We start from the raw sequence: 13941 nt of genomic DNA, 5'->3' as shown, positions 1-13941 counted from the left end.
CCCCCTCGTCAGGCCTACGCCACCGCGGCGGCGGCGCGCATCGCTGCGGTGATGGTGGCGACGTCGGCGGTGCTGCTGATGAACGGCGGCATGCAGTAGATGAGGTTGCGGAAGGGGCGCAGCCAGGCGCCCGTCGCAACCGCCGCATCGGTGGCGGCACGCATATCGATCGGGTGGTCGAGTTCGATGACGCCGATCGCGCCGAGCACCCGCACCTCGGCGACGCCGGGCAGCTCTCGCGCGGGAGCCAGACCCGCTTCGAGCTCGCCCTCGATCCGCTTCACCTCGCCGCGCCAGTCGCGCGAGAGCAGCAACTCGGTGGAGGCGACGGCGATCGCGCAGGCCACGGGGTTGCCCATGAAGGTGGGGCCGTGCATGAGGCCGCCGTGTGCGGCGCTGAGGGTTTCGGCGATCTGCTCGGTACACAGGGCCGCGGCGAGGGTCAGGTAGCCGCCGGTCAACGCCTTGCCGACGCACATCACGTCGGGGCTCACCCCGGCCTGTTCGGCGGCGAACAATGTTCCGGTGCGGCCGAATCCGGTGGCTATCTCATCGAAGACGAGCAGCACGCCGTTGGCGTCGCACAGCCGGCGCAGTTCGGTGAGGTAGCGCGGATCGTGCCAGCGCATACCGCCCGCGCCCTGGACGACCGGTTCCACGATGACGGCGGCGAGCTCATCGGCGTGCTCGACCAGCGCGCGCTCGAGTTCGGCGACATAGCCGAGGTCGAAGTCTCGCGGCGGGGCGGGCACGAAGACCTGCTCGGCCAGGATGTCGGTCCACAGCGAATGCATGCCGCCTTCGGGGTCGCACACACTCATGGGGGTGAAGGTGTCGCCGTGGTAGCCGCCGCGCCAGGTGAGCAACCGTCGTTTCCCTGGGCGCCCGAGCGCGCGCTGATATTGCAGGCACATCTTGACCGCGACCTCCACCGACACCGAGCCCGAATCGCAGAGGAACACCTTGTCCAGCCCGGGCGGGGTGAGCCGAACCAGCAGCTCGGCCAGCCGTGCCGCGGGTTCATGGGTGAGCCCACCGAACATGACGTGGCTCATCCGCTGCGACTGCACCAGCAGCGCGGAGTCCAGCACCGGATGCCGATACCCGTGCACCGCCGCCCACCAGGAGCTCATCCCGTCGACCAGCTCGCGCCCATCGGCCAGCGTCAGCCTGGTCCCCGACGCCGAGGCCACCACCAGCGGCTCGGTTGTCGCCGGAAACCCGCCGTACGGGTGCCACACGTGTTTCGCGTCGATGGCGGTGATCTCGTCGGGCGTCAGCACCACAGCAGCAGCAGTCCTTTACACAGCGAACGTCCCGCTCCGAGCCGGAGCGAGCTTGAACACTGTTCAAGTTAGCATCGGACCTCGTACTCCTCCATGGCGGTCGGCCGAGACGGGGGGCGACTGCGCAGGGTCGCCGGTTCTGCGCGGCTGCCATTCAGGTCCGCAATAGACGACCGCACGAACCGGCACGCGACGACTCACGCTTGCGAACCGGCGAACGAGTCACACACCACCGCCAACCCGGCCCGCAGCACATCGAACTCACCGGCTCCGAGCTGGGCGCGCAGCTCGTCCTCGATGCGCCTTATACGATCGGCGGCCAGTTCCAGCGCCTGGCGCCCCGATTCGGTGAGAACAACCAGACGGGCTCGACGATCGGCGGGGTCGACGAGGCGTTCGACGAGCCCCTGGCGTTCCAGATGGGTAATGAGTTCGCCCATGGACTGCTGGGTCATCCCCGCCGCATCAGCCAGCGAGGTAACCCGCGACCCCGCCGGGTCCAGGTACCGAAACACCGCGTAGTGCGCGGGCCGCAGGTCGCCACCCAGCACCGCATGTAGTTCACGGTTCAGCTCCCGTTCGACAGCTCTCGTCGCCAAGGTCAGCAATTTCAATACCGAAGCTTCAGCCATTGACACAATAGAAAGGTTACCTTTATATCTTGAGGATGCCCGAACAGACCCTCACCTTCCGCAACGGCCACCGCGTGACACTGGTCGACGAAGGCGTCGACGACGATGGCCCCTACCTGCGCCTCCAACATCTGCTGCCCGTCCCCAAACGCCAGGCCGGCCCACACTGGCATCCCGAACTCGCCGAACGCTGGACCATCCGCGCCGGACGGATTCGCTTCCGCATCGACGGCCGCGAGGTCATCGCCGACCCCGGCGACACCGTCACCGCTCCCCCACGCACGGTGCACGAATTCTGGAGCGAGCTGCCCGATACGGTCATCGACCACGAGATCCGTCCGCCGCTGCGCCACTGGCAGATGTTCCAGTTCTGGTCCAACCTCGACAATGCGGGCAAGACCACCGCCGCGGGCCTCCCCCGCAACCCGATCGCCCTCGCCTTGCTGTGGGACCTCCAGGACGGCTACCTCGCGAATATCCCGGCACCCGTCCAACGAGTCCTGCTGGGTGGCCTGGCCCGCCTCGCCCGCGCCACCGGCTACTACCGCCGCCGACTGCCTCTCGCCGAGCCGGCCTGAGTCAACGCCTGCCCGGTGATTGCCGCCGCCACGCGGCACGTATCGACGTACCCGGCCTTGCGCATCCGACTCGCGCGCGCCGACGTCGGGGCGCGCTACCGCACACCCCCCGCCCGCTCAACGCGCAGGGTCGCAGCGGCAGTGCGGTGACGCCCGATAGTGTCGTTGCCATGGTTTCGCCCGACTCCGCTTCCGCCGCGGCACCGCTCGGTGTCTGGCCGGGTAGCGCATATCCGTTGGGCGCCACCTATGACGGAGCGGGGACGAACTTCTCGGTGTTCACCGAGGTCGCCGACGCGGTGCAGTTGTGCCTGGTCGACAAGCAGGGCGGCGAGACGCGGATCGGGTTGGACGAGGTCGACGGGCATGTCTGGCATGCGTATCTGCCGGGTGTCGGGCCAGGGCAGCGCTACGGGTTCCGGGTGCACGGCCCTTACGATCCGGAGCGGGGCCTGCGCTGCGATCCGAGCAAGTTGCTGCTCGATCCGTACGGCAAGGCGTTCGACGGCGCGTTCGCCGACCATCCGTCGCTGCACACCTACGGTCGGGATTCGCTCGGCCACACCATGACCGGCGTGGTCATCAACCCGTTCTTCGACTGGGGTGCCGACCGTCCGCCGAAACGGCCCTATCACGAGACGGTGATCTACGAGGCCCACGTCAAGGGCATGACCATCACCCACCCCGATGTGCCGGAGGAACTGCGCGGGACCTACGCGGGCCTCGCGCATCCGGCGATCATCGAGCATCTGCGCGGTCTCGGTGTCACCGCGATCGAGCTGATGCCGGTGCACCAGTTCCTGCATGACCGCATCCTGCTCGACCAGGGCCTACGTAACTATTGGGGTTACAACAGCTTCGGCTATCTGGCCCCGCATCACGAATACGCGGCCGGGCGACGGGCTGGTGCGGCGGTCACCGAATTCAAGGCGATGGTGCGGGCATTGCATGCCGAGGGCATCGAAGTGATCCTGGATGTGGTGTACAACCACACCGCGGAGGGGAACCATTTCGGGCCGACCATCGGTTTCCGTGGCATCGACAACGCCGCCTACTACCGGCTGATGGACGACGAGCCCGCGCACTACATGGACTACACCGGCACCGGCAACAGCCTCAATGTGCGCCATCCGCACACCTTGCAGCTGATCATGGATTCGCTGCGCTACTGGGTGCTGGAGATGCACGTCGACGGGTTCCGCTTCGATCTGGCCGCCACGCTGGCGCGTGAGCTGCACGATGTGGACCGGCTCTCGACGTTCTTCGATCTGGTGCAGCAGGATCCGGTGGTCAGCCAGGTCAAGCTCATCGCCGAACCCTGGGATGTGGGTGAGGGCGGCTATCAGGTCGGCAATTTCCCGAGCCTGTGGACCGAGTGGAACGGCAAGTACCGCGACACCGTCCGCGATTACTGGCGCGGTGAGCACGCGACGCTCGGCGAGTTCGCGTCCCGGTTCACCGGTTCCTCGGACCTGTACGAGGCGACCGGGCGCAGGCCGAGCGCCTCGATCAACTTCGTCACCGCCCACGACGGGTTCACCCTGCGCGATCTGGTGTCCTACAACGACAAGCACAACGAGGCCAACGGCGAAGGCAACCGCGACGGCGAGAGCCACAACCGGTCCTGGAACTGCGGCGTGGAAGGCCCCACCGATGACCCGGAGGTCCTCGCGGTGCGGGCCAGGCAGTCGCGCAATCTGCTGGCCACGCTGATCCTGAGCCAGGGCACCCCGATGCTCACCCACGGTGACGAGATGGGCCGCACCCAGCTCGGCAACAACAATGCCTACTGCCAGGATTCGGAACTGACGTGGATGGATTGGTCACTGGCACACAAGAATGCCGATCTGCTCGAATTCACTCGCGCCGCGATCGCGCTGCGCACCGCCCATCCGGTGTTCCGTCGCCGCCGCTTCCTCGCCGGTGGTCCCATCCATGAGTCCGGCCATCCCCGCGATATCGCCTGGATGACGCCCACAGGCGCGGAGATGACCGACGCGGACTGGGACAGTGGATTCGGCCGGTCGCTTGCGGTGTTCCTCGACGGTGACGGCATCCCGGAACCGGGCCCGCGCGGCGAACCCATCACCGATGATTCGTTCCTGCTGTGCTTCAACGCCCACGACAGCGCCCTTGATTTCACCCTGCCCGCCCATGATTTCGGCGCCGAATGGTCGGTCGCCCTGGATTGTTCGACCCCCGACGGACGCGCCGAGGCCTGCTATGCCGCGGCGAGCACCGTCACCGTCCCCGCCCGTTGTCTGCTCGTCCTCCGCCGCACCGCCTGACCGATACGAACATGACCGAGAAGAACCTGACCGCCACGCATCTCACCGATCCGCAGTCCATGCGCCGCCCGGCACGGTCGACGCCGCTGCGCAGTACCTACCGACTGCAACTACGCCCGGACGCGCTGACCTTCGCCGACGCAGCCGCCATCGCGGAATACCTGCAACAGCTGGGTGTCTCGCATCTGTACCTGTCGCCGGTGATGACCGCCGCGCACGGGTCGACCCACGGCTACGACGTCACCGACCCGACCACGGTGTCGGCGGCGCTCGGTGGGCCAGGCGGGCTCAAGGCGCTCTCGGACGAGGTGCGCAGCCGTGGCATGGGGTTGATCATCGACCTGGTCCCCAACCATGTGGGCGTGGGCGATCCGCGGCAGAACGCGTGGTGGTGGGATGTGCTTCGACACGGCCCGGATTCGCAGTTCGCGCACTACTTCGATATCGACTGGAGCCCGGCCAACGGTGCGGGCGGGCGGCTGGCGCTGCCGGTACTACAGAACGAGAACGATCCGGCGGCGCTGACCGTCGACCGGTCCGGTCCGGAACCGATGCTTGCGCTGCACGATCTGCGCTTCCCCATCGCCCCCGACACCGACGGCGACAACGCGCTGCGCATCCACGACAAGCAGCACTATCGGCTGGTCAGTTGGAAATCCGGGCTGTGCAGTTATCGCCGGTTCTTCGCGGTGAGCGGTCTGGCGGCGCTGCGTCAGGAGGATCGGGAGGTCTTCGAGGCCACTCACCGCGAGCTGGCGGCGTGGTGTGAGCACGAACTGATCGACGGTGTGCGGGTCGATCATCCCGACGGCCTGTCCTATCCCGCGGCCTACCTGTCGCGGCTGCGCAGTCTCATCGGCCCGCACCGCCTGCTGCTGGTGGAGAAGATCCTCGCGAACCGGGAACCCCTGGACGCGACACTGCCCATCGACGGCACTACCGGCTACGACGCCCTCGCCGATATCGGCGGTGTGCTGATCGACCCCGACGGCGAACGGACGCTGACCGAGCTGTCCCAGCATTTCGCCGGGCACGGCAGCGACCGCGCCTGGATCGGCGAGAAGCAGCACCGCATCAAACGCGCCGTCGCCGAGAGCATTCTGGCGCCCGAGATCCGGCGACTGGTGGCGGCTGTCAAACGCGACGCGGGCGTGAACGGATTCGACGCCTCCGGCATCAGCGATATGGCATTGACCAACGCGACCATCGAGGTGCTGGCGTTCCTGCCGGTGTACCGGGTGGACTACGCCCCGCTGGCGGGGATGGCCGGGGCCGTCGTCGCCGACGTGGAGAAACGCAACAGCGAACTCACCGCACCGCTGTCGGTGCTGGTGGCGGCATTGGCCGCCGGTGGCGAGGCGGCGGTACGGTTCAGCCAGGTCGGTGGTGCGATCACCGCCAAGGCCGTCGAGGACACCATGTTCTACCGGGCGGCACGGCTGGTGTCGCTGCAGGAGGTGGGCGGCAACCCGGGCCGGTTCGGGCATTCGCTCAACGAGTTCCACCTCGCCAACAGCGAACGCGCACAACGCTGGCCTGCCACCATGACCGCGCTGTCCACCCACGACACCAAACGCGGTGAGGACGTGCGCGCCCGCATCGGAGTGCTGTCGCAGGTGGCGACGCGGTGGGCGCGGTCGGTGGCGACCTGGCAGAAGTCCACCCCCGGCCCGGACGGCGCGACAACGCTGTTCCTGCTACAGAACATGTTCGGAGTGTGGCCCGCCGACGGGCGCCCCGCCGCATCGGTGCCCGGACTGCGGGATCGACTGCATCGGTTCGCGGAGAAGGCGATACGCGAAGCCGGCGAACACAGCTCATGGGAGGAACCCGATCCCGAGTTCGAGGCCTCGGTGCACACCTGGCTGGACGCGGTGATCGACGGCCCCGTCGGCTCCGGTCTCGGCGACCTGGTGCACGAACTGGCGCCGCACGCGTGGACCGACGCGCTCTCGCAGAAACTGCTGCAACTGTGCGGGCCCGGCATCCCGGACATCTATCAGGGTTGCGAACTGTGGGAAGACTCGCTGGTCGACCCGGACAACCGGCGCCCGGTGGACTTCGCGACCCGTGTCGGCATGCTGCAATCACTCACCGGCACACCCGGTTTGGACACCACCGGCGCTGCGAAGATGTGGATCGTCGCCTACGCGCTGTGGTTACGCAGGGAACGGCCCGACTGCTTCGTCGGCGGCACCTATCTGCCATTGTTCGCGACCGGTGAGCAGGCGAGCAAGCTGGTGTCCTATGCGCGTGGCCGCACCGGCGAGGCGCCGGAGATCATCGTGGCGGCGACCCGGCACAGCGTTTCCCTCGCCGAGAACGGGTGGGCGGACACGGTCATGGATCTGCCGCCCGGCACCTGGACCGACCGGCTCACCGGGCACACCTTCCAGGGACGGGCCCGGCTGGAGAAGCTGTTCGCCCGGCTGCCGGTGGCGCTGCTGGTGCGCTGAGCGCGCCTCCCCTCTGAGTCAGTCCGCGCCCGCACTCCGCCGGTCGGCGGTCGCACCCGCGACCAGGTCGGCCCCGTGGCGCCCGAGATATCGTCCCGGCGAGGTTCCGACCGTGCGCCGGAAGGCCGCGAGGAAGGCACTGGCGGTCCCGTACCCGACGTCGTGTGCGACCCGGGACACCGGCCTGCCCTCGGCCAGCATCACCAGTGCCGCCTGGAGCCGCACGTGGGTCCGCCACCGTTCGTAACTCATGCCGGTGTCCTGTACGAACAGCCGGCTGAGGGTACGCCTGCTGACTCCGGCTGCCCGCGCATGCGCGTCCATGCTCCGTGGGTCGGCAGGGTTGTCCAGCAGTCCGTCGGCCACCGCACGCACCCGCTCGTCCACGGGCCGCGGAACGACGATAGGCGTGACGGGCAGCGGGCGAAGCAGGTCGACGACCACTGCCTCGGCACGTAACCGCATGTCATCGGGCAGACTCCGTTGGGCGAGGTGGGCGATCAGATGTGCGAGCAGACCATCGACCGCCACCACGGTGGGCTCGGTCCATGCCACCTCGCAGCGGCCGGGTTCGAAGTAGAGGCTGCGCAGGACCGCATCGCGGGTCGCTCCGGTCCGATGCACGACACCGGCGGGTAGCCAGAGCGCCCGAGTCGGCGGCAGCACCCAGTACGCGTCGTCGACAGCGACGCCGAGCACGCCGCTGCGGGTCCAGGCCAGTTGGTGCTGCGGGTGGTAGTGCGGCGGTATCCACTGGCCTGCGGGCAGCGGAAATCTCCCGACGGCGATCGCACCCACTCCGGTCGGCGCGGTTCCCATCACAGGCTCGGACACCCTCCCAGGGTATGTCCTCAACTCGATATCAGATGGCCTGGTGGCCTATCGCGGCCACGATGCCCACCTGACACGGTGGTTTCATGACAATGATTTCCACTACGGACCGGGGCGTGGCCCCGGGCGGCGGGCGGCGCCGAATGGCTCTGATCGTGCTGTGCTTCGTGCAGTTCATGCTGGTGCTCGACGACAATGTGGTCAGTGTGGCGTTGCCGACCATCCGCGACGAGCTCGGATTCAGTCATGCCGGTCTGCCCTGGGTGGTCAATGCCTACTTCCTCGCCTTCGGCGGGCTGTTGTTGTTGTCCGGTCGAATCGCCGATCTGATCGGCCGCCGCCGCGTGTTCCTCTGCGGTGTCGCGCTCTTCGGCGCCGCGAGTGCGCTCTGCGGATTCGCGCAGGAACCCTGGCAGCTGGTGGCGGGCCGGTTCATTCAGGGGGCCGGTGCGGCGATGGCGAGCCCGGCCGCACTCGCCCTGCTCACGCTGCTGTTCCCGGGAGCCGGGGAGCGCGCGAAGGCCATCGGGATCTGGGGCGGAGTCGCGGCGCTCGGCGGCAGCCTCGGCTTGGTGATCTCCGGTGTGCTGACCGGGCTGACCTCCTGGCGCTGGGTCTTCCTGATCAATCTGCCGGTGGCCCTCATGGCCCTCGTGCTGGTCCCCCGCCTCGTCGCAGAAAGCCGAGCCGCATCCCATCGCCGGATCGACGTTCCCGGGGCCGTACTGATCACCGGCGCACTGATGCTTCTCGTACACGGACTGTTGCAGGCATCCGAAACCGGTTGGGGTCATATGGCTTCCACGATCCCACTGGTCCTCGCCGCCGTGCTGGCCGTGGTATTCGCGGCCGTCGAGACACGTACCGCCGAGCCACTTGTGCCGTTGTCCTTTGTGACCGTCCGGCCCCGCGCCGTGGCCAATGGCGTGATCCTGTTGTTCTCCGCCGCCTTCTATGCCATGGCATTTCTGTTGATGCTGCACATCCAGACCGTGCTCGGCTACGAGCCACTCATCACCGGCCTGGCCTACCTCCCCTTCGGCGCGGCGATTCTCGCGGGGATGTGGCTGTCCTCGCGCGCGGTGCTACGGCTCGGCACCCGCCCTGCGCTGGTCGTGGCGCTGCTGATCAGCTCGGCGGGACTGTTTCTGCTGTCCGGCGTCGGCCCGTACGACAGCTATGTCTCCGGGGTGCTGCCCGCGCTACTCGTCACCGCGCTCGGGTGCGGTCTGAGCCTGCCCGCGCTCACGGTCGTCGCACTCAGCGGCACCACCGAGGAGGACGCCGGACTCGGCTCCGCCGTGCTCGGCTCGGTCCAGCAACTCGGCGGGGCGGTCGGTATCGCGGTACTCGTGACCCTCGCCGCGCACCGCGCCGACACGTCGGACGCTTCGCTCGACCAGCGGCAGGCTGCGACGGAAGGGTTCTCCTACGCACTCACCGTCGCCGGCGTCCTCGTCGCCGTCGGGGCCGTCCTCGTGGCCACGCTGCTGCGAGACCGACCGAAGGCCCGCACAGCTGCCTGATCCGCACGCCTGATCACTGCCCCAGTTCGGCGCTCACCGGGACGGTCTTCTCGATGAGATCCTCCGGGAACATCCCGCCGAAGTCCTCGCGCCAGCGACGGATATTCACCGGACCGTAGTCGCCGTCCTGGGTGCAGGAGGCCAGGCGGATGCCGATATCGTCGGCGACGCCGAGCTTGCGCCAGGAATCCCAGTGGAATCGCGGGCTTCGCGGATTGCGCAGCGTACGCATCAGATTCAGGATGCGGTAACCGATGCCGAGCGAATCGTGCCTACGCATATGGTCGGCGCCGCCGCAGCGTTCGGACAGGCTTTCCAGCCGGTCACGATCGAACACCAAACCCGCCGATTCGGCCTCCGCCACCATCCAGCGCAGCGTGATGTCCGACAGCCCGCATTCGGCGTAACCGCCGCCGATATCGCTGTGCACGCCCTCGAACCACACCTGCTTGACCCGTTGGAAACCCCTGCGGTACTTTACATTCGGCTCCACCGGAACCTCCCACAGGCAGGGTTCGAAATTGCGGCGGCGTTCGTCGATGGCCAATGCCTGCCGGGCGCAGTGCACGTTCGTACCCAACCGGACGTCGTGGAACTTGTGCCGCAGCGATGTCAGCCCGGGCACGCCCAGCGCGCCGACGGTGTCGAAGACGCCGAGGAAATCGATCTTCGCCGGGCCCGGATGGCAGTTCTCGCGACGGAAGTCCTCCCACTGCGCAGGCGTGACCCCATCCGGCGGCACCGGCTGTTTGTGGATGGCGAGCGCCTGCGGATACTTGCCGTCGATCATCGCCTCCGGCGTCATGATGCCGATCCGCCCGATCAACCCGGCCAGGCTGCGGGCGGTGTAGGCGCCGCGGCTGAAACCGAAGATGAAGATCTCGTCGCCGGGCTCCCAGTTCAGCGCCAGATGCCAGTAGGCGGCCGACAGGTTCGCCTCCAGCCCCAGCCCGAACGCGCCGCCCATCAACCGGTCGGCGATAAACCCTTGCGTGCCCGGCCCTGGCACATAGGTGACCCACTGATGGACGGGCGTGCCCTCCGCATCCGGTGTCTCGAACCGAATGGTCTGCGCGATCTTGATGATGTTGGATACCGTCGTGCTCGACTCGGCCTTCCAGGTGCCGTCGCAGCACACCACAAGACGTTTCATAACCCGATCCTCCCGCCGCGCCCCCTCCGGGACCCGCGTACTCGACTACCCGAATATTCGTTCCCGCCCCCGGGGCTGTTAATCACCCGAATACCTGTGCCACCGTAACCACCCGGACGCTTCCCGGGTTGACCTTGACCCTGCGTCAGGGTTGGAGTCTTGTCACATGACCAACAACAGCACTTCCCCCACTCGGTTCACTCCCCCGGTCGGAGCGTTCCAGGAGGTCGACGGCCGCCGCATCTTCGTGCACCGATCAGGTAGCGGCGGCCCGGCCGTGGTGTTCCTGCCGGGCGCCAGCGCGGTGGGCCTGGACTATTTCGGTGTCCAGCAGATGGTTTCGCAGTTCACGACCGCGGTGGTGTACGACCGCGGCGGCACCGGTTACAGCGACCCCCTATCGCTGCCGCGCACCGCCGCCGCGGTTGCCACGGAACTGCACGAGCTGCTGCGCGCCCAGAACATCGCCGGCCCCTATGTTCTCGCCGCGCACTCCCTCGGCGGGTTCTACGCGCATCGGTTCGCGCAGCTGTACCCGCAGGACGTGGCGGGTCTGGTCTGGCTGGACGCCCTGCACCGCGACTGGGACGAGTTCATGCCCGCCGAGGCGAGCCTGGCCGCCGCCGAACAGTCCGCACCCGATCTGGAGCAGCTCGAACAGATGCGCCCGGCCCTGCGCGCGATGTACGCCGAGTCGCTCGCGGACTACCCGGAGCATCTGCGGCAATCGTTGATCACCGCCAAGCTCAGCGACGAATGGGCACTCGTCGGCGTCGCGGAGCGCAGCGGTTTGGCCGCACTCGCCACCGAACTGCGGGCCGGGCCGGATATTCCCGACGTCCCGATGGTCGCTCTCAGTGTGGTGGGCACCGATTCCGCTCAGCAGGCGATGATCTCGGAGCAGACGCTGCAACTCATGCATGACGGCAGGACACGAATGGACGCGACCCTGGTGAACGCCGTCTCGCATGGTGAACAACGCATCATCTCCGACACCCTGCACCACCGGCTCTGCTTCGACCGCCCCGATGCCGTGGTCCGGGCGATCCGCGACGTCCTCGACCAGGTCGCTCGCGCCGAGTTCACCCCAGCGACTCCGTAAAGCTCCGCCGAGGTGCCATCCCCCTAGACTCGCCACGATCATCTTTCACAATGCCCGAGGAGGACGGTGCTCACGATCGGCCAGCTCGCGGCGACCGCCGGCGTGACCGTGCGCGCCGTTCGCCACTACCACCACGTCGGCCTGTTGCCCGAGCCCGAACGTGATGCCTCCGGCTACCGCCGCTACAGCGCGCAGGCGGCGGTGGATCTCATCCGGATCAAAACCCTCGCCGACGCCGGTGTTCCGCTGGCCCGCATCGACGCGCTGCTGCACGCCCAGCCGGGCGAGTTCGCCGCAGCAGTCACCGATATCGACGCCGAATTGCAGCACAAGATCGACCAACTCACCGAAAACCGCCGCCGGATCGCTGCATTGGCCGGCGGCGAAAGTCTCGTCCTGCCCGCTGAGGTGGTCGCCATTCTGGACCGGATGCGCAGTCTCGGGGTCAGCGAGCGCAGGGTGCAACTCGAACGCGATTCCTGGATCCTGATGCAGGCGGTCGAACCCCGCGCGATACCGCAACGCATCCGGGACAAGAACGCCGCCCTCGACGACCCGGAAACCACGCGCCTGTACCGCACCTGCGACGAGTCGGTCGATTGGAACCCGCACGATCCACGCCTGGACCAGCTCATCGACGACCTGGACGCCTGGAAAATCCGACACGAGAAGGACACCGGCCGGACCGGGCACCTGAAACTCGTTTTCTCCCGGATCTCCGAGGAACCCTCACCGGCCTGGCAACGCATCGTCGAAGCGCTCTCCTACCGCGCCGAACGCCGCCGCGCCGCCGGGCAGGAGAGCTGAGGCGGACTGCCGGTCCGCGAGGGGTGATCGCTCGTGGGCTCGGCCGCAGCTATGGCGATCCGGCGCAGAATGGTGGCGGGCTGGTCGTCGACATGACCGCCTTCGATCGCATCCATGTGATCGACCCGGATGCTGCGATCGTCGAGGCCGATGCCGGGGTCAGTCTGGATCAGCTCATGCGGGCGGCACGACCCCACGGACTGTCGAGACCATGGAGTTGCTGACCAACGGCTCCGACGAAGGCTATGAGTATTCCGTCGCTGTTCCGGACACGATCAGCACCGGCCCGAAATTGGGGCGCGCAGGATTCAGTCGAGGCTCCCTGGCCACTGTCGACCAGCTGCCGGCGAAGTTGCGCCGGAATCCTTTGCATTTCAACGCGCCTCAGCTGCTGACCATGCCGGACCTTTTCCCCAACGGCATGGTCAATAGCCTCACCACCCGGATGGCCGGCGAGGTCGCGTTGCGCACCTTCAAGAAGAACCAGCGCGGACTCATCCAGAACATCACCCAGTTCCTGCACCCGCTCGACCTACTCGGCGAATGGAACCGCGCCTACGGCCGCGGCGGATTCCTGCAGTACCAGTTCTCGATGCCGTTCGGCGCCGCGGACCAGCTCGCCGACGCGGTACGCGCTATCGCCACTCCGGACACCACTCGTTCCTCAACGTCTTCAAGCGCATGGGCTCGAGCAGCCGGGCGCCGCTGTCCTGGCCACATCCGGGCTACATGCTCAGCCTGGACTTCACCATGAAAGCCGGGATGAACGAGTTCTGTACCGAACTGGACCAGCGGGTTCTCGCCGCCGGCGGGCGCTTGTACTTCGCGAAGGAATCCCGGACGACACCGGAGATGGTGCGAGCCATGTACCCCCGTCTGGATGAGTGGCGACGCATCCGCGACGCCGCCGACCCGGAGCGGGTGTTCGTCTCCGACCTCGCCCGCAGGCTCCGGCTGGTCGACGACGAGCCGGGTGGTATTCGCTTGTGACGCCGAACGCCCTGTGCGAGTGGTGATCTCTCGTGGTCTCGGTCGGTACATCCAGCGGATCGGCCGGGAACAACCCCAGGTAGCGCACATCGCCGAACTGGAGGGCGAACCCGAGCCGGTTGTAGGCGCGGCGCCGGAAAGCGATCACCGCAGATGGTGACAACAGGATGTCGGCACCAGGGCATACCACTCCGCCGCAGATCTTCGATCGGAAGTGCTGCGCCGACCGACCTGATGCCGGCGGCTGAGCTGCGGTTACACGGCGTGCCGGTGCTCGTGCTGGACAAGGATG

General features: G+C 67.5%; 10 protein-coding genes and 1 pseudogene. 7 read left to right on the top strand and 4 right to left on the bottom strand.

Annotated elements, in window-relative coordinates:
• Positions 1-14: 14 nt before the first annotated feature.
• Positions 15-1286, bottom strand: coding sequence for an adenosylmethionine--8-amino-7-oxononanoate transaminase (locus ACFXNW_RS17655; RefSeq protein WP_379418761.1), 1272 nt, complete (start codon positions 1284-1286; stop codon positions 15-17).
• A gap of 197 nt (positions 1287-1483) precedes the next feature.
• Positions 1484-1918 (bottom strand): MarR family winged helix-turn-helix transcriptional regulator, encoded by a 435-nt coding sequence (locus ACFXNW_RS17650; RefSeq protein ID WP_379418760.1) that lies wholly within the window; start codon positions 1916-1918, stop codon positions 1484-1486.
• Positions 1919-1953: 35 nt separating this feature from the next.
• On the opposite strand from ACFXNW_RS17650, the gene ACFXNW_RS17645 reads away from it, so the two are divergent.
• The 3 genes from ACFXNW_RS17645 (at position 1954) to treY (ending at position 7240) form a co-directional block, all read left to right on the top strand.
• Entirely contained in the window at positions 1954-2496 is a 543-nt protein-coding gene (locus tag ACFXNW_RS17645; protein WP_379418759.1) for a cupin domain-containing protein, read from the top strand.
• Positions 2497-2666: 170 nt separating this feature from the next.
• A complete protein-coding gene (gene glgX / locus ACFXNW_RS17640) occupies positions 2667-4784 on the top strand; it encodes a glycogen debranching protein GlgX (protein WP_379418758.1) in 2118 nt (705 codons plus the stop codon).
• Positions 4785-4843: 59 nt separating this feature from the next.
• Positions 4844-7240 (top strand): malto-oligosyltrehalose synthase, encoded by a 2397-nt coding sequence (gene treY / locus ACFXNW_RS17635; protein ID WP_379419082.1) that lies wholly within the window; start codon positions 4844-4846, stop codon positions 7238-7240.
• A gap of 18 nt (positions 7241-7258) precedes the next feature.
• On the opposite strand, the gene ACFXNW_RS17630 is transcribed toward treY, so the two are convergent.
• Positions 7259-8074, bottom strand: a complete 816-nt coding sequence (locus ACFXNW_RS17630) for a helix-turn-helix domain-containing protein (protein WP_379418757.1) — start codon at positions 8072-8074, stop codon at positions 7259-7261.
• Between the two features lie 83 nt (positions 8075-8157).
• Between ACFXNW_RS17630 and ACFXNW_RS17625 the strand changes: the two genes are divergently transcribed.
• Entirely contained in the window at positions 8158-9597 is a 1440-nt protein-coding gene (locus tag ACFXNW_RS17625) for an MFS transporter (protein ID WP_379418756.1), read from the top strand.
• 13 nt (positions 9598-9610) lie between these two features.
• Here ACFXNW_RS17625 and ACFXNW_RS17620 read toward each other — a convergent pair whose 3' ends face one another.
• A complete protein-coding gene (locus tag ACFXNW_RS17620; RefSeq protein ID WP_379418755.1) occupies positions 9611-10750 on the bottom strand; it encodes a DUF2235 domain-containing protein in 1140 nt (379 codons plus the stop codon).
• Positions 10751-10916: 166 nt separating this feature from the next.
• On the opposite strand from ACFXNW_RS17620, the gene ACFXNW_RS17615 reads away from it, so the two are divergent.
• From ACFXNW_RS17615 to ACFXNW_RS17605, 3 genes and pseudogenes are all read left to right on the top strand, one after another.
• On the top strand, positions 10917-11852 hold the full coding sequence (locus tag ACFXNW_RS17615) for an alpha/beta fold hydrolase (RefSeq protein WP_379418754.1): 936 nt from the start codon (positions 10917-10919) through the stop codon (positions 11850-11852).
• A gap of 66 nt (positions 11853-11918) precedes the next feature.
• A complete protein-coding gene (locus ACFXNW_RS17610) occupies positions 11919-12659 on the top strand; it encodes a MerR family transcriptional regulator (RefSeq protein ID WP_379418753.1) in 741 nt (246 codons plus the stop codon).
• Positions 12590-13649 (top strand): annotated as a pseudogene (locus ACFXNW_RS17605) (FAD-binding protein). The gene ACFXNW_RS17610 and the pseudogene ACFXNW_RS17605 overlap by 70 nt, the downstream one beginning before the upstream one ends.
• The last annotated feature ends 292 nt before the right edge of the window (positions 13650-13941 follow it).

It is taken from the genome of Nocardia sp. NPDC059180 (genome assembly GCF_042754945.1).
In the GTDB taxonomy this organism is placed as follows: Bacteria; Actinomycetota; Actinomycetes; order Mycobacteriales; family Mycobacteriaceae; genus Nocardia.
This window is presented reverse-complemented; position numbering and strand designations above follow the sequence as displayed.